We start from the raw sequence: 15907 nt of genomic DNA, 5'->3' as shown, positions 1-15907 counted from the left end.
TTTACCGTCAAGGATTCAATCTATGAAAAAAATCATGTTATTTGCGCTTATGTTAATGCTGGTGCAGGGGTGCACCTTGGTAGGCATAGCGATGGACAAAAAGTTTCCACCGAAGTATCCGGATGATAGAGAAACAAGCTTTTCCGATATGGGAGTAAAAGCTGATATTGATATCGCAAAATCGGTCATAACCGGAGATCCTTTACCCGGCAACGAACCTAAAGAGAGAACAGGTTGTGAAGAGTTAAAAGGTAAAGATAAAAAAGAATGTTTGGATATCGCTGAACAGCTTACAAATACAATAAATAAGCACACCAAAAAGTAGTAGATAAGTCATTGAGTTTGATGAAATAACGTTTAGACTGTATTGACTAACCTCACTAATAAGGTGCTGGTATGCTTGTATCAACTCATGAGTATGCCTTAACTTATGTAGGAGTCATTAAGCAATGGGTTATGTTTTATCTACTGTCATAGTTTCTCTAATGATTGTAAGTGTCTTACGGTATTTAAATCTTAGGGAAGAGTTTCGTTTTATCATTTTAATTATCCTTGCTATCGCGTCACCGTATGCGATTGATTCATTTTATTGTCATTGGTTAAGTTTAGGTTGTACCGCTGATGCATTAGATGGCATTGGCTTTATTGTCAGGGCCGTTATTGTTTTATTGGTCACTATTGCGTTAGATTTTATTGTTAAAAAAATTGCAAAATTTAAGGTTAAAGAAAATGATTCAATGTAGTTAGACGACTAAATTTAGCAATGAGTTTTTTATTACCGATATAAGCAAAACTTTTATAAGGCTTTTATTTAGGTATTGCCTTGTTCAATTAAACTATCGGATATTTTTCAGACTGTTAGGGCTATATTTTCCTAGAGAGCTAGCTTTAGCTGTAAATGCGCCTAACAAATAGCGCAAACAGGGCAGGAGTAAAATCAACGTATGTACTTTGGAAAATGTTTATGTGGTGAAGTCGAAATAAGAATCAACGGTGACATCAGCGATATTATTCATTGTCACTGCTCTTTGTGCAGAAAGAATAGCGGCACTGCTTTTGCCACTAACGGATTTATAAACGCTTCAGATTTTGAAATTCTTTCAGGCGTTGAAAACTTAAGTACATTTAGTTTTAAGCCTGGCCGACATAGACATTTTTGTCGTCACTGTGGTTGTCCTGTTTACAGCGCTAATGAACAAGATCCTGCTCGTTACCGCATAAGATTAGGGATACTAGATTCAGATATCACAGAAAGGCCTTTATCGCATAACTTTGTTTCCTCAAAAGCAAACTGGGAAGACTTAGATGCAGCGTTACCAAGATATGATGCGTTTGAGCCTAGTCGTAAGTAGCGCGCTTTCATGCAATTGAGCAATAATAGGGCGTTTATAGGGGGAGAGGAGTGAAGTGAGTTCATATCAACCTTGCCGTGATTTATCTGAATCAGCAGGAATTACCTATAACAATATGCACTCGTATTATGCCCATTATGGCGTTGACTGGGAGCAGCCTAAGATACTAGAACAGATTTCAGAATTAGATAATTGGGACATATTATCTGATGGCGAAGTCATTGGCGCTTTTCGTTTAGCCTTTGATAGCAGCACCTGTTATTTAAGAGATCTTCAAGTTTGCCAAAATTTTCAGAATCAAGGGATTGGTGCAGTGGCATTGGCTGAGGCCATTCGATTGGCTAAAAGGCAGGGTGCAACAAAACTCAAATTAAAAGTGTTTAAAATAAGTCCTGCTTATCGTCTTTACATTAGGAGTGGGTTTACGTGCAATAATGAGGACGAAAGATTTTATTACATGGCGCACAACATAACGTAACAAGTAGGGTAAATATGGCGAATAACAGTTGGCTTGCTCTTGTTCCAATAAAGGTTAGCCAACCATTATTTAGGGCATGTTAACTGCGTGGCGTTAATTCTGAGATATTTTCACTCGAATTCTATTGTTTGCCACTCTTGTTTCATGCAAGATAGAAAGAGCTGATTTAGCTTCATTCTCATCAGGCATTTCAACAAAAGCAAAGCCTTTTGATTTTCCCGTTATTTGATCTAACACTAAATTGCATTGAGCGACAGCGCCATGAGCAGAGAACAGAATACGGATCTCTTGTTCAGTTGTTGAACGAGAAAGATTGCGAACTAAAAGTTTCATAATGAACCATGTGGTGTGTTATTGCAGTGGTAATTGTCTCATATATTTCGAATACACCAAGCTATTTCCAGAAATTCAGCCAATTAACTTAATTTAGCCAATTATCAACGAAACAAATGCATACAATAGCTCGGCAGATAATAGTTGTTTAGTCGTGTAATCCTCGCTAAAGTTTATTGAGTTGTGTCGTATTTAAAGGGATAGAAAGTGAAAAACGAAAAAACACACTTTGTTGTTAGGAAAGTAATATCTTTGCTATTCACCTTTTATATGAGTTACCTGTTTGTTCACTTTGTCATACTTAACACATTCACGATTAATGATACGTTGCTGATCATTGTTAATATATGGTTAGGGCACATTGTGCTTAATTTCATGACGTTAATGAAAACTAAAAACCGAACGTTCGGTGACTTAGTTGTTGGCATTAAATATCAACACGTTAAAAACAATATGTGGCAATTATCATGGCTTGCAGGTCGGTCAGTTTTTACCGTAACGCTATTTTATCTTGCCGTTTACTGTAATTATCTTCTTGGATTTCCACTATACAGTGTATTGCTAACAGCTATTTCGGCATTTTTATTTGTCGGATATAGAGCTCAATTTAGTGGCATGAGTTTGTCTACTATGGACTGGTTAAGCGGCACTGTTGCTGTGAAAAATTAGAAAAACTTTCATCTAATCATAGCGCTTAGCTGTAAAACAGCGTAACTAGGATCAAACCTTAGTGTAGATTTTAGCTTTGTACATGGCGTAGTATTCATCGATATAAAGGCGTGGTAAATGTTAGCGTTAAGACCTAATTGTCAATGATGTGATAAAGATTTACCGCCTGAATCTACGGATGCATTTATTTGTTTCTTTGCGTGTACTTTTTGTTGTCGGCACTAAAAACTAACCCACCATCAACTAAACGCATAGTAAAAGAGCATGGCTGTGTTACCAATCCATAGCATCATTGCTGTATACAATAGTGGTTAGGCATAATGTGCTAAAGGAGTTGTTTTGAATAAATTTGTTATTTTTGGAAATTCAGGTGCTGGTAAGTCGACGTTAGCAAAAACGCTAGCAAATAAGTACCAACTTGCCCATTTAGATTTAGATACTATTGCATGGCAGGCTGCTTCACCTCCACAACGTTTAGCGATTTCAGTATCAGCACAAGCCATCAATGACTTTTTGAATGCCCACAACGGCTGGGTTATAGAAGGTTGTTATGCTGATTTGCTTGAACTTGTTACACCGAAGGCTGAAGAAATCATTTTTCTGAATTTATCTGTTGATGATTGTATAGAAAATGCTAAAAACCGACCTTGGGAGCCACATAAGTATGAAAATAAGGCCGCTCAAGACGCCAATTTAGCCATGCTCATAGAGTGGATATCTCAATATACCAAGCGAAATGACACGTTTTCAAAGCGTGCTCACCAACAATTATTTGAAGCATTCGCTGGCAAAAAAACACTGCTCGTTTCAAATCACCATTACAAGTAACAAGCCATTACCATTAACTGTTCAACTCTTTTGTCAGGAAAACACAAGTTCAACTATCGAGTAGCTAAAATAATAGTTGGTTTTTACCCAGCCTCGCTTATTTTATTCATTATCTGAGCCCAACGGTGGGTTACTTGGTGTGCAAGGAAGGCAAATGAAATCGTTAGAGTCACTATTATCTATTTTGATGTTACTCGGCAGTACACACACCTATAAAACAGATTATGTTGTTGGCAGTAAGGAATTATCAACCAGTAAAAGCTTAACGCGAAATATGAAGTGATAAACACAAAATTATTAGCGTGTTTAGTGTTTACGATAGCGAGAAATATTCTTTGTCTTCATCATGTTGTTCATGTTACAAACAGCAAAAGTTTTAATTAATGAGTTCAGTTTGTGCAGGATATTTTAGATGAAATTGCTTTTGATATAAGTGGCATGACCGATCGTGGTCAAGTTGCCGATTATATTCCTGAATTAGCTGCAGTAGATCCAAGCCAGTTTGCCCTAAGTGTTGCTTTGCCATCTGGTGAGGTATTTAGTGCCGGTTGCGCTAATCAATTGTTTTCTATTCAAAGTATTTCTAAAGTTTTTACCCTGACCATGGCATTAGGTAAACTCGGTGATTCACTGTGGCACCGCGTTGGTAGAGAGCCTTCAGGTGATCCGTTTAATTCAATTGTTCAGTTAGAGCACGAACACGGAAAACCACGAAACCCCTTTATTAACGCTGGTGCAATTGCTGTTGTAGATGCCATTATGATGGGGCATCAACCTAAAGAGCTACTGGCTGAACTTATTCAATTTATCCGCTATTTAGCACACGATAATTCAATTACTATTGATGAAGGTGTTGCGCTTTCTGAACTTGCTACCGGCCATCGAAACTCATCCTTAGCACATTTTATGGCGTCGTTTGGACAAATGGAACACGATATAAATTGTGTGCTAGGTGCTTATTATCACCAGTGTGCAATTGCAATGAATAGTGAGCAGTTGGCAAAGGCTGGCTTATTTTTGGTATCTCAGGGTACTAACGCGGTTACAGGTAAGCGTATTGTTTCAGCCCAACGTGCAAGGCGCATTAATGCGTTGATGTTAATGTTTGGCCATTATGACGGCTCTGGTGAATTTGCCTATCGAGTGGGTTTACCAGGAAAAAGTGGCGTAGGTGGTGGTATTTTAGCGATTGCACCCAACAAGGCTTCGATCGCAGTGTGGTCACCGGGTTGAGATACCGTTGGTAATAGTAAATTAGGTTCATTAGCGTTAGAAAAACTCGTTCATCGAACAGGTTGGTCTATTTTTTAGAGCGCTCTGTGTCTTTGTTTAGTAAAGGCTAGTAGTTTGATTACGCAACAAGTAGGGAATTGACTATGCACGATCAGGTATTAACGTTTTGGTTTACTGAACTAACATCAGAACAGTGGTTTAAAAAAGATCCTGTGCTAGACGATTTGATTAAAACACGTTATGGTCAGTTGCATCACCAAGCACAACAAGGCGAGTTGTATAAATGGCGGGAATCACCGGAAGGAAGTCTTGCAGAAGTTATAGTGCTTGATCAATTCTCACGTAATATTTATCGAGATAAAGCAGCATCCTTTGCAAGTGATGGTTTAGCGCTTTGTTTGGCTCAAGTGGCAATTGAAAAAGGCTTTGATGTTTTGTTGAGTAAAGCACAACGCAGCTTTTGTTATATGCCATTTATGCACAGTGAATCATTAGTGATTCATGAACAGGCTCTCGCACTTTTCAACGCGTTAGGTGATGAAAACAACTTAACGTTTGAACGTAAACACCAAGCAATTATTCAGCGCTTTGGCCGTTACCCTCATAGGAATAACGTGCTCGGTAGACAATCTACCCTTGAAGAAAGGCTCTTTTTAAATCAACCTGATTCAAGTTTTTAGCGCATTAAGATCAATAAAATGATTAAGGAAGACATTTGCCACACTGTATTATTGAATATTCTGATGATCTTGAAGGTAAACCTTTAGTGGAAGCTGTTCACCAAAGTGCATTAGACTCAGGATTGTTTTCTTCTTTAGGAAGCGACATAAAAGTAAGGGCGATGCCGTTCAACCATTATAAAACAGGTAGTATAGAGATTAGCTTTGTCCATGTTACCTTAAAAATATTATCAGGTAGAACCGGTGAACAAAAATCATCATTATCAGGAAAAGTTCTTAACCAATTAAAAGCGCTAAACTTTATTGGTTGCTCGTTATCAGTAGAAGTTGTTGATATTGATACCGCGAGTTATGCTAAATTTATTGTTTAATTAATATCAACTAAGTAAAACAAGGAGTTATTATGTCTAAAGGATGGCAATGTCCCAAATGTGATTGCAGAGATTTTGATACCGACACGATTGCGACAACAGGTAGTGGCTGGTCGAAAATTTTTGATATGCAAAATAGAAAATTTACCGCGGTGATATGTAAAAACTGTACATACACAGAATTCTATCGCGGTAAAACAAGCACCTTAGGTAATGTGTTTGATTTGTTTACCAAATAAACCAGCTATTATTGCTTAATATTGTTAACTTGGCGTTGTTCTTTTATGCAAGCTTCTATCACCTTAGCTCAATATGTAAAACGCCGCACTGGTGTAGCTCTAGGCGGTAAGGGCTCTCTTAGTGCGATGTTATACAATTCACTTGGAGCTTCGAATTTTGCACAGTTTTGGCAATATTGGAACCCAATCTGGAGCTACTATTTAGCTAAGTATGTGATGAAACCACTGCACCAAGTGTTACCAGGTGGTTTGGCTATGCTGCTGACTTTTGCTGTTAGTGGTGCATTGCATGATCTTGCTGTCGCGATAATTAAGTGGCAGGTATTTTTCTTTTTTACGCCTTGGTTTGTGCTTATGGGCGGTATTGCACTTATTGGCCAAGTTTTAGGACTGTCTTATCGTCAATACTCTTGGCTGATTAGAGCAACATGCAATAGTATTTTTATCGTTCTTAGCTATTACTTAACGCATTTACTACTTGTTTATTAATTGCGTTATTTTTCTTCTCGATAAAACCTTAATATAACACCTTTGAATGCTGCATCTAAATAATCAGTGTGTTCAGGCTTAATATGATCATGAGAAAAACCAAATGCGGTCATTTGTTTGGTTAACTTGTTTTTTCTTCCTCTGCCAGGGTCAACAAGTATCACTTGGCTTTTGGGATGAGTATGGTTTTCGATAAACTGTGCAAGCAGCGCAATATGTTGATCTTCATACAATAAGTCACTGCCAATGATCAAATCAAATAGGCCTAGATCACTGCTATCGTCTTCCCAATCAACACGTTCAAAATCTATTTTATTGCCGTTGTTCAATTGAGTGTTTCGCTCTAAAAAGCCTTCGACTTCAGGGTGGTAATCTGTAGCAGTAATATCCGCTTGTTGTTTATTTAATAAGTGACTGGTTAGTGCCATGCCACAACCCACCTCTAGGATACGCTTACCGCTCGTGTTAAGTCCTAACACATGGTTAGCTAACACGACACTTGATGGCCAGACGACACCAAATATTGGCCAGCTGGCAGATGAAATACCAAGATCTAACGCTTCATCGTTGGGATCTGAAAACTGTTGTTTGTCGCGCAAAGTACATAGGTGAATATCATTTTTACCAACTTCAATTGTTTGGTAACGGATGCGCAAAGAGGGAGCCATAGGTGCCTTAGTTCATTTAGAAAAGCTAAGCCACATACATTTATTGTTCATAAATGACAAAACCGAAGTGAAGTTAAGGTACAGTATTCTGTGATGATTACAAGGAGTTTAGTGGGCTCGGACGAAAGTCTGCAAACTGAGATAGGTTCATGTAAGGGAGGAAATAGCGCTAAATATATTATTCATTTATCGGTTTCCTGAACTTTATTCGTTACGGACTGAATTATTAATGCTGCTTAGTGTTATCATTTATCTACGTTTTAAATGTAACAGGGTTAGTTGTTATTTAGATTATCAATACCTATAAACTAATCTGACAGGTAGATTGTTACAAACCTTATGAATAAAAAGACTTTATATTTTCTAATAAGTGCTGCAATTAGCGTGACTCTAATTTTATGGCTAATAAAACAAACGGTTGTAGATAAATGCACAGCACAACGTGGAACGTTTAATTACGATCTTGGTCACTGTGTTCTAACAACAGGTGAAATCGTAAAAGGTAATAGTTACCTGCTAGCGTTATACTTTATTGGCGCAGTTTTATTAACCTATTTCCTCGCTAAAGCAATTCAGCGCATATTTGGTAAAACACAATAGCTATGGCGCCGTTTATTGGCATAGCTCAACCAATCAAAGACAACGGGAGAAAGCTATGTATTTTATAGCCGCATTTGGCGCTCTTTTGATGTTACTGAGCATTGTGATGATCGTTAAACCTAGCTATTGGGCGGTTGGCATTGTTAGTTTTAGTAAACAAACATTCTTTCACTGGTTTGAAGTTTCTAGTCGCATGGTATGTGGTGGACTGTTTGTCTACTTTGGTCAGGCGACCAAGCACCCTGAATTAGTTAATGTAATCGGGTATATCTTAATCACGGTTGGAATTGGTTTGGTCGTGGTAGGTGAAAAACGACATAAAGCGTTTGCCGTTTGGTCAGCAAGTACTCTAAGACCTATATTCTCGGTAGCTGGTGTTTTCTCATTAATATTTGGCGCCTATTTAGTTTATATTTCAGTTTTATAGTAAGGCAGTACTGTGAAGAAATCAGACAAAAAAATAGAAAATAATTTGCGCAAATCGTTAACGGATGTCTGTGAAAATGCCTTAGAGGACATCGATGGATTTGTCTGGCTAACTCATCGAGTAAACTATGCAAGTTTTCCTGATTCATTACAAATCACCTGTGTTTTTAAGGCAAATAGTCAATTGGCTACCTTCGTTAAATCAAAAGAAAAACACGGATTGTTAGAGCAGTTAGCAACCGCATTAAAAGGTATTGATATCAATATTAAAAGCATCAATAACCATGTGTTCTTCGATAGTGAAGAGAGTTGTGACAGCGAAACTGATGGGAATTGGGCAAAACGCTTAGGTTAGCAGTTAAACTTAGTTGAGTATTTTTAGTTATTGATATTAATGGTTTTTTTGGGTTGCCTTGGTAACGCGTTACTTTGTTTGTTGTTGTCGACTAGGAATAAAGTGTGAAAAACCTTTTCCTAATTAGCATGGCGCTATTTAGGTACCAGCTAACGATTTAGGCCTAATCGATTGTCTTCTAGCCATTTTAAATACTGAGGTAAAGGCAGTGGCTGGGTATAGAAATATCCCTGACCTATGTCACAACCGAGCTCTCTTAATTGCAATTCTTCTTCCTGACTTTCAATGCCTTCAGCAACGACTTCTATACCTAACATTTTAGCTATTTTGATGGTGCCTTTTATGATTTTCTGCTGCTTTGGTAGGCTCAATAAGCTTTCAATAAGCTTATTGTCTAGCTTGAGCTCCTGACAAGGCAGTTTACTAATATGAGAGATATTTGAATCACCTTCGCCAAAATCATCAACACTGAGGGTGAGCCCTAAGGCATTAATATTTTTCATATTTGCTAAAGCGTTTGGGTTAGTTATGAGTTTGCTTGGGTTAGTAAGCTCTATAACAATATGCTCTGGCGCTACCTTCATTTGATTAATGGTATCGTTAATAAAATTATAAAAATTTGGTTCAGTGACATCTTTGTTCGTCATGTTCACACTAATCAAATGACTGTGATAACCACTTTCAATGATTTCTTGCTGCTGTTTCAATGCCTGCTTAAATACCCAGTAACTAATTTGTTTAATTAAACCTACATCAATAGCTAAAGGTATAAAGACATCGTTTGGTACGATAGTTCCGTCGGCTTTTGTCCAGCGTAATAGTACTTCACTACCACACACTTTTAGGGTTTTTAAATCAACCTGAGGTTGGTGCAGTAGCTCAAATTCATTGTTGTTATAGGCTTTAATCATGTCAGCCGCTAAGTCTAATAAATAAGCGTCTTTTTTGTGACTTTCATGCTGATAATAGAGCCATGGCAGTTGTCTTTTCTTCGCTTGTTCAATGGCATACTTCGCGTGTTGCATCAAACTTTCTGTCTTCAATTCATTATTCTTATTAAGTGCGATACCAACCGTTGCACTTAGTGGAAAATTCACATTCTTAACGCGATAGATTTCTTTGAACTTCCTTAAAATAGATTCAATAAAAACGGTAATTTCTTCTTCTTGCTTTTGTTTAAACAATAGGTAGATAGTGCCCATTTCATCAACACATATTTTTTGCTTGCCTTGAATTAAGCTTTCGACATTATCGTTATATAAAAAGAGTGAATTTAAGCCTTGTTCAATCGACTTATATAGGTCATTTACTTCATAGTTTTCAACATATAGCGACACAACGTTAATTTGTTCTGGTTCAATCGCTAAAACGGCAAAGTCGGTTTCACCCTGCATTCGCAATTGCTTAATGCGGTTTTCTAAATTGAGACTTTTTAAAATCTTAGTGTCTTCATGATAGGTGAGTGTGGCAATTTTTTGCTGCTCACTCATCCGCATTCTTTCGCCTAACGCAAAGGCCATAAAGGTCGTTTCAACCATCACGCCAATTAAAAAGGCATGATTTGTCCAAAATGACGATTCAATTATGTTGAGTAAGGCAAGGGGTTGTATGGCGGCTCCTCCTAAAAAAGGCAACCATGAAATAAAGTAGAACCTTGCCCATGTAAAAGTAGTTGTCAGTTTTTGAGCAATAATGAATATTGCATACAAGTAGAAAAACGGCTGTATTGAGAAGAATACCTTAGCTTGGAAAATGAGATCTGTATAACTTAGTCCAATACCAATAATACCTAGTGCTATACATAGGGTACTACTTGTTTTTGCTACCCAAGAATCTTCTTGATCGTATTGTAAGAAATAGCTAGTGAACAGTAGTAAGCTGATGATAATCATGATGTTAACTTGAATAATATGGCTTTGTAACCATTGTTGAAGCTCGTAGCCAAATAATAAGTAACCAAAGCCGTTCAAGCTGGTAACTGTAAGAAAAGTGCTGACTAAATAGGTGAGGTAACAAATATACACTTTGTCTTTGATAGAGAGGTATAGCACTAAGTTGTATAACGCCATTAACACGATACAACTTACGAAAGCGCCATATAACGCAATACTGGCTTGAAGATTGTCATTAAACGCTTGGATTTTGTATAAGTTTATTGGGATCTCTGGTGGACCATAGGTTTTTAACTTAATGAAAAAGCGCTTGTCTTGAAAAGGTGTTAATTCAAAAGAAAAATGAGGAAAAGTAAGTATTTCATTATTTTGGGTAAAGTCTTTTAAATTAAAAACTTGCGTTATATTCAAGAATTGGTCAAGTTCATAAACTTCCAACACATCTAACATTGCATTGTCGATATGCAGTACAAAGGCTTCTGTTTGGTTACTATTATTTAAGTATTTACCTAATACCCAATAGGTTTGATCTGCAAGTTGATAAGGAATGTTTTTAGCGTCTTCAGGAATAAATTGTTGAAGTAACTCGAGCATTTTTTCGGGTGAAGCAGACGGTTTTTTGTCGATGAAGTAGCGATAATCAATATTGATATTGTCTTTTAGCTCGACAGTTTGGTGAGTATATCTAGCCAGAAAATTAGTTGAACTATGCACTACAAAAAATATCAGGGTAAGAAATACCATGATTATCAATGGCTTAATTGCTCGTGGCATAAATGATTGGTTTCGCATGCTGCCTAAATATCCCGCCGGCTTAGCTCTATGTAATAGAACTAACTACTTGATCTCCTTGTTTTAAAATAACACATTATGTTGATTTTTACAGCTCGAAGTTGATATCTAGGCTTGGTTTACTGTTTTCAGTTTTGCATCGAGGGGAAGTGTGGAGAACACAGCTTCCCGTATTTCAATGTTAGTTATTGGATTGATGCACTATAGGTTTTAAAACCACCAATCAGGTTTCTTGCTTTAAAGCCATGATTGACGAGTTGGCGATAGGCGACATTACCACGCAAACCCACTTGGCAATAGACAACGATTTCTTTATCTTTGGGCAGTTCACTTATTCGGCTACGTAATTGATCAACAGGTATATTGATCGCGTTGCCAATTTTACCGAGTTTTTCTAATTCACCGGGATTTCGAACATCGACTAATATTTGGTTATCGTTTAAATGTGCAATCTTGTCATAGTGGATTGGTGTTAGGTCCCTTTAATAATGTTTGTCGCGACAAAAGCAGCTTGGTTGATGATATCTTTTGCGCTGCCATAAGGTGGCGCATAGGTGAGTTCTAAGTGCTGTAATTGATCGACCGTCATGCCTGCTCTTTGAGCAACAGCAATAATATCGATTCGTTTATCTACACCTTTTTTACCAACTGCTTGTGCGCCGTATATTTTTCCGGACGACTTATTAAAAAGCAGTTTAAACGACACCGTTTGTGCACCGGGGTAATAGCTCGCATGACTTGCACCATGGACATAAACTTTTTCATATGGCAATGCTTGCTCAAGCAATTGCTTTTCGTTTTTACCTGTTGATGCAACTGCCAAATCGAATATCTTACAAATTGCAGTGCCTTGGGTGCCTTGATATTGCTCGCTGCGCCCCATAATGTTGTCGGCAGCCATGCGTCCTTGTCGATTAGCTGGTCCTGCAAGTGGCACCAGCGTAGGTGATTTTATGACAAAATCTTCAACTTCTACAGCATCACCAACCGCAAAAATTGATGGATCATTGGTTTGCATGTGTTTATTGGTTTGAATGCCACCTAACTTACCTATAGTAAGTCCTGCTGATTTCGCCAAGTGGTTTTCAGGCCTAACGCCAATCGCCATGATCAATAGTTCGGTGTTAAGGGTTTCACCGTTATTGAGTGTTAGCACAAGCCGTTTTTCTTCAACATCGTGATGGGCTGAAGAAAGCGCGACACCCAAGCGCAGATCAATACCATGTTGGCGAATTTCCTGATGGGCAAAGGCTGCCATCTCTTTGTCAATGGGCGTCATTACTTGATGAGCCATTTCAACCAATGTTGTGTTTATACCTAGCTGATGGAACGCTTCCATCATTTCTAAACCAATAAAGCCTCCACCAACAACGGTCGCATGTTTAACATTTTTGTTCCCGATCACCTGAATAATATTGTCCATATCTGGAATATTTCTTAATGAAAAGGTTAGTGGGTTAGCTATACCAGGAATAGGTGGCACAACGGGTGAGGCGCCAGGGCTTAAAATTAAATAATCGTAACTTTCTTGGTAGGTTTCGCCGGTTGTTAAGTGGCTGACTGTAACCGCTTTACTTTGGCGATCAATCGATAATACTTCGTTGTTTACCCTAACATCGACGTTAAAGCGTGCTAAGAAACTCTCAGGGCTTTGTAAAATCAAGTTCTCTCTATCTTTAATGTCACCACCAATGTGATATGGCAGACCACAGTTTGCAAAGGATACATAGGGACCGCGCTCAAACATAATAATTGTAGCGTCTTCATTGAGACGTCTTGCTCTCGCCGCTGCTGACGCACCACCAGCAACGCCTCCAATAATGAGGATTTTCATACCAACTACCTTTATCAAAAATACTATGGGTTATTCTAGGTTGATAAATCTGGCATTTAAATAGCGGCTACATTTTACCTACATGTTTTACATTTACTTAACAGTATTGTGAGCTAAATTTCTTAACAATAACGCCATTATAGTTTGGAGGATACTTATGACTTTCCCTTTTGTTGATGCGTTAGTAGGCGGCCTGTTACTAGGAATATCTGCAACCTTACTGATGCTTTTTTGTGGAAAAACGGCTGGTATAAGTGGCATTGTTGGCGGCTTGATTCCACCTAGAGTAGGCGATGTTGCTTGGCGCGTACTATTTATTCTTGGTATGGCTGTAGGTGGCTATATCGCTGTAACTGCGTTTCATGTTGAAACCGTGGCGAGTTATAACGATAGCACTGCAGTGGTCATTATTGCTGGTTTACTGGTTGGCATTGGTACCAAACTCGCTAATGGCTGTACAAGTGGCCATGGTATTGTCGGTATCGGTCGACTGTCTAAGCGCTCATTGGTTGCCACGATCGTGTTTATGCTTAGTGCAATTATTACTTACAACTTAATGTCTTTTATTTAGGAGCGCTTATGTTTTATTTTCTTATAGCACTGATTGCAGGCGTTACCTTTGGCCTTGGTATGGCAATCTCAGGCATGATCGTGCCCAATAATGTACTAAGCTTTCTTAGTATTTTTGAAGGCTGGAATGCAAGCTTAATGGTTGTTATTGGTGGCGCTTTACTTGTATTTTTGTCGGTATACCAGTTTGGTATTAAAAATCGAAAGCAGCCTGTGTTAACGGATAACTTTTGTGTTAACCAAAACAAAGATGTTGATAATCGCCTAGTGATTGGTTCAATAATATTTGGCATAGGCTGGGGCATACTTGGTGTTTGCCCAGGGCCCGTTGTTTCGTCACTTTTCCTAGGCAATAGTGATGCTTATTGGTTTGTGTCAGCTATGATTGGTGGGTTCTTACTTGTTAAGCTTTTAGAAACGAATCGTGAGGAAACCGTGGCCTGTGAAGTGCAATAATATAACCAGCTAATGACAAAAAAAGCTCGCCAATAGCGGGCTATTGAGTCAACTCGGAGTCGTTTTGTTTAAATAGCAAAGCGACTTTTTATTTTCAGAAAATTTTTCTTTATTTTTCAATAGCTATTGAGCCACAAGAAAGTTTTCGAATCTCTTAAAAATGTACGATTAGTTAAATATTTCAGCTAGTTACTGAGTTATTTGAAATCTTGTGGTTTGGTTTTACTATGGATTCTTGTTCTCATATATCCATAACGAAAAAGCACTAACCATTATGATCAGTGCTTTCTACTTTAGTGGTACTTTTTTACTAAGCTTGTTTCGTAAATTTACGAGAGGCTAACCCTAATAAACCCAAAGCAAAAACAGCTATAGTTGACGGCTCTGGCACAGAAACGGAATCAGGTGCAAATCCGTTAAACTCAATATAAAAAATTCCTGCGTAATCAAAATCTACTAGCACTTTCGAAATTCCACTAGAAAATGAATAAAATTCAGTGACAGTTGAATTTAACATATTATCTGCACCTAACACATTTCCAGCATCATCAAAGAAAGTAAATGTCATATCATTTATTGTAGAAAACCTAATATTTTGAACAGTGCTGTTAAGTGATGAAGAATAATCAATAAATTCAATCCATAGCTGCCCTTGGAAATCATTTAAACTGTTTGATGCTGAAAGGCAAAGACCACAGGGAAGCTGCACTATATCACCATCTACACCTGTAATAATAACTCCATCTTCTGCAAAATAATCTTGTGGCAATATATCACCCCAAACAAATCCTTCATTGCCTAGTGTAGTAAAATCAATCAGCCCTGCATTAGCAAAACCACTGACAGCTAACACTATGCTTGCAATTAAGCCTTTTAAAAATTTGTTTTTCATTTGAGTTGTCCTTTTTAATCCCTGTCCATCAAGGTTGGCAGGTATTTAATAAAGCTAAAAATAAATACTATTGGGTACAAAGCAGGAATGATACCAATTAAGCAACTTGCAAAAAAAAAACAATAACTTAGCGTTAAAGGTGAGTTTTAGAGTTGTACTTTTGTAAAATATCCTGACACTAAAATCGGCAAATAGAGTTGTTTATTCGATATTAACCTTGCTTACGATATACCTCATCAATACGCACTTTATCTAAGCTAAACGAGAGTAACTCTTGGGCTGTATAAACCTTCTTGGTTAAACCAAGCCGCATAGCGGGTGTGGTAGGTTTTGGTTTGTCGTAACTTTTATAATTTTTGTTAATGGTGCGCTCATTGGTCATGCAATAATTGAAATATACGCGTTTAATTTCAATTAGTTTTACCATCCATTCTGGGTTATAGCCTGCATAGGCATTCCAACGTTTTGAGTTAGTGGCGCTGGTGACTGGTCGCTCTAAAAAGTTGATATGTCTGCGTAAGATTTGAAACCAATTATCGACACCATGAAGTGAAGCATTCATTAATGACTGTTCTACTAACTTTGGGTTCATATTCTTAACATCACCAAGCGGCAGCATCATAGCTAATCGGGATTCTTTGCTGGGGTTAATTATCCATTCTGATTTAGCATTACCCACTCTCTTTCTGTTTGATAGCTGCGTTTGCCAAAGTGCAGCTTTGATTTTGTCCACTTCCCCTAAACTGAAAC

The 15907-nt window shown here is 37.8% G+C and carries 21 protein-coding genes and 3 pseudogenes; 18 read left to right on the top strand and 6 right to left on the bottom strand.

Going from position 1 to position 15907, the window contains the following annotated elements:
• The 4 genes from QQK02_RS16170 to QQK02_RS16155 all read left to right on the top strand — a co-directional run.
• The coding region (locus QQK02_RS16170; protein ID WP_284209185.1) for a hypothetical protein at nucleotides 1-325 on the top strand (325 nt) is incomplete at its 5' end.
• 160 nt (nucleotides 326-485) lie between these two features.
• Nucleotides 486-743 (top strand): hypothetical protein, encoded by a 258-nt coding sequence (locus QQK02_RS16165; RefSeq protein WP_284209184.1) that lies wholly within the window; start codon nucleotides 486-488, stop codon nucleotides 741-743.
• 201 nt (nucleotides 744-944) lie between these two features.
• Nucleotides 945-1352, top strand: a complete 408-nt coding sequence (locus QQK02_RS16160) for a GFA family protein (protein WP_284209182.1) — start codon at nucleotides 945-947, stop codon at nucleotides 1350-1352.
• 55 nt (nucleotides 1353-1407) lie between these two features.
• A complete protein-coding gene (locus tag QQK02_RS16155; RefSeq protein WP_284209180.1) occupies nucleotides 1408-1830 on the top strand; it encodes a GNAT family N-acetyltransferase in 423 nt (140 codons plus the stop codon).
• Nucleotides 1831-1923: 93 nt separating this feature from the next.
• Here QQK02_RS16155 and QQK02_RS16150 read toward each other — a convergent pair whose 3' ends face one another.
• Nucleotides 1924-2163, bottom strand: coding sequence for an RNA recognition motif domain-containing protein (locus QQK02_RS16150; RefSeq protein ID WP_284209179.1), 240 nt, complete (start codon nucleotides 2161-2163; stop codon nucleotides 1924-1926).
• Nucleotides 2164-2370: 207 nt separating this feature from the next.
• Here QQK02_RS16150 and QQK02_RS16145 point away from each other — a divergent pair, with 207 nt between their 5' ends.
• The 9 genes and pseudogenes from QQK02_RS16145 to QQK02_RS16105 all read left to right on the top strand — a co-directional run bounded on the left by QQK02_RS16145 (nucleotide 2371) and on the right by QQK02_RS16105 (nucleotide 6672).
• Nucleotides 2371-2832, top strand: a complete 462-nt coding sequence (locus QQK02_RS16145) for a hypothetical protein (protein WP_284209177.1) — start codon at nucleotides 2371-2373, stop codon at nucleotides 2830-2832.
• Nucleotides 2833-2985: 153 nt separating this feature from the next.
• Nucleotides 2986-3057: pseudogene (locus QQK02_RS16440) on the top strand (DUF1272 domain-containing protein); the annotation flags it as partial.
• A gap of 114 nt (nucleotides 3058-3171) precedes the next feature.
• Nucleotides 3172-3660: an ATP-binding cassette domain-containing protein gene (locus QQK02_RS16135; RefSeq protein ID WP_284209176.1), complete on the top strand. Its 489-nt coding sequence runs from the start codon at nucleotides 3172-3174 to the stop codon at nucleotides 3658-3660.
• 154 nt (nucleotides 3661-3814) lie between these two features.
• Nucleotides 3815-3943, top strand: a complete 129-nt coding sequence (locus tag QQK02_RS16130) for a hypothetical protein (protein WP_284209175.1) — start codon at nucleotides 3815-3817, stop codon at nucleotides 3941-3943.
• 113 nt (nucleotides 3944-4056) lie between these two features.
• A pseudogene (locus QQK02_RS16125) lies at nucleotides 4057-4971 on the top strand (glutaminase).
• 65 nt (nucleotides 4972-5036) lie between these two features.
• Nucleotides 5037-5573, top strand: a complete 537-nt coding sequence (locus tag QQK02_RS16120) for a DUF924 family protein (RefSeq protein WP_284209174.1) — start codon at nucleotides 5037-5039, stop codon at nucleotides 5571-5573.
• A gap of 35 nt (nucleotides 5574-5608) precedes the next feature.
• Nucleotides 5609-5944 carry a 5-carboxymethyl-2-hydroxymuconate Delta-isomerase gene (locus tag QQK02_RS16115; RefSeq protein WP_284209172.1) on the top strand — a complete coding sequence of 112 codons (336 nt, stop codon included), beginning with the start codon at nucleotides 5609-5611 and terminating at the stop codon, nucleotides 5942-5944.
• Between the two features lie 32 nt (nucleotides 5945-5976).
• The gene (locus QQK02_RS16110; RefSeq protein ID WP_284209170.1) at nucleotides 5977-6183 is read left to right on the top strand and encodes a zinc ribbon domain-containing protein; all 207 of its coding nucleotides are present in this window, start codon (nucleotides 5977-5979) and stop codon (nucleotides 6181-6183) included.
• 45 nt (nucleotides 6184-6228) lie between these two features.
• On the top strand, nucleotides 6229-6672 hold the full coding sequence (locus tag QQK02_RS16105; protein ID WP_284209169.1) for an MBOAT family O-acyltransferase: 444 nt from the start codon (nucleotides 6229-6231) through the stop codon (nucleotides 6670-6672).
• Between the two features lie 5 nt (nucleotides 6673-6677).
• On the opposite strand, the gene QQK02_RS16100 is transcribed toward QQK02_RS16105, so the two are convergent.
• Entirely contained in the window at nucleotides 6678-7340 is a 663-nt protein-coding gene (locus QQK02_RS16100) for a class I SAM-dependent methyltransferase (RefSeq protein WP_284209168.1), read from the bottom strand.
• Between the two features lie 339 nt (nucleotides 7341-7679).
• Here QQK02_RS16100 and QQK02_RS16095 point away from each other — a divergent pair, with 339 nt between their 5' ends.
• Genes QQK02_RS16095 through QQK02_RS16085 form a run of 3 tightly spaced genes read left to right on the top strand, consistent with a single transcriptional unit; the run spans nucleotide 7680 to nucleotide 8721 of the window.
• Complete coding sequence (locus QQK02_RS16095) at nucleotides 7680-7940, top strand: hypothetical protein (RefSeq protein WP_284209167.1); 261 nt, start codon at nucleotides 7680-7682, stop codon at nucleotides 7938-7940.
• Nucleotides 7941-7995: 55 nt separating this feature from the next.
• Nucleotides 7996-8367 carry a hypothetical protein gene (locus tag QQK02_RS16090; RefSeq protein WP_284209166.1) on the top strand — a complete coding sequence of 124 codons (372 nt, stop codon included), beginning with the start codon at nucleotides 7996-7998 and terminating at the stop codon, nucleotides 8365-8367.
• A 12-nt stretch (nucleotides 8368-8379) separates the two neighbouring features.
• Entirely contained in the window at nucleotides 8380-8721 is a 342-nt protein-coding gene (locus QQK02_RS16085) for a Fis family transcriptional regulator (protein WP_284209165.1), read from the top strand.
• 149 nt (nucleotides 8722-8870) lie between these two features.
• On the opposite strand, the gene QQK02_RS16080 is transcribed toward QQK02_RS16085, so the two are convergent.
• Both QQK02_RS16080 and QQK02_RS16075 read right to left on the bottom strand, forming a co-directional pair.
• Nucleotides 8871-11405, bottom strand: a complete 2535-nt coding sequence (locus QQK02_RS16080; RefSeq protein WP_284209163.1) for an EAL domain-containing protein — start codon at nucleotides 11403-11405, stop codon at nucleotides 8871-8873.
• A 185-nt stretch (nucleotides 11406-11590) separates the two neighbouring features.
• Nucleotides 11591-13239, bottom strand: a pseudogene (locus QQK02_RS16075) (FAD-dependent oxidoreductase).
• A 157-nt stretch (nucleotides 13240-13396) separates the two neighbouring features.
• Between QQK02_RS16075 and QQK02_RS16070 the strand changes: the two are divergent.
• On the top strand, nucleotides 13397-13810 hold the full coding sequence (locus QQK02_RS16070; RefSeq protein WP_284209162.1) for a YeeE/YedE family protein: 414 nt from the start codon (nucleotides 13397-13399) through the stop codon (nucleotides 13808-13810).
• Between the two features lie 8 nt (nucleotides 13811-13818).
• Nucleotides 13819-14265 carry a DUF6691 family protein gene (locus QQK02_RS16065; protein ID WP_284209161.1) on the top strand — a complete coding sequence of 149 codons (447 nt, stop codon included), beginning with the start codon at nucleotides 13819-13821 and terminating at the stop codon, nucleotides 14263-14265.
• A 310-nt stretch (nucleotides 14266-14575) separates the two neighbouring features.
• Here QQK02_RS16065 and QQK02_RS16060 read toward each other — a convergent pair whose 3' ends face one another.
• Both QQK02_RS16060 and QQK02_RS16055 read right to left on the bottom strand, forming a co-directional pair.
• The gene (locus QQK02_RS16060; protein ID WP_284209160.1) at nucleotides 14576-15157 is read right to left on the bottom strand and encodes a PEP-CTERM sorting domain-containing protein; all 582 of its coding nucleotides are present in this window, start codon (nucleotides 15155-15157) and stop codon (nucleotides 14576-14578) included.
• Between the two features lie 211 nt (nucleotides 15158-15368).
• A partial coding sequence (locus QQK02_RS16055) for a hypothetical protein (protein ID WP_456124102.1) occupies nucleotides 15369-15907 on the bottom strand: 539 nt, incomplete at its 5' end.

The sequence above is a fragment of the Thalassotalea eurytherma genome, assembly GCF_030161415.1.
Lineage (GTDB): Bacteria > Pseudomonadota > Gammaproteobacteria > Enterobacterales > Alteromonadaceae > Thalassotalea_G > Thalassotalea_G eurytherma.
This window is presented reverse-complemented; position numbering and strand designations above follow the sequence as displayed.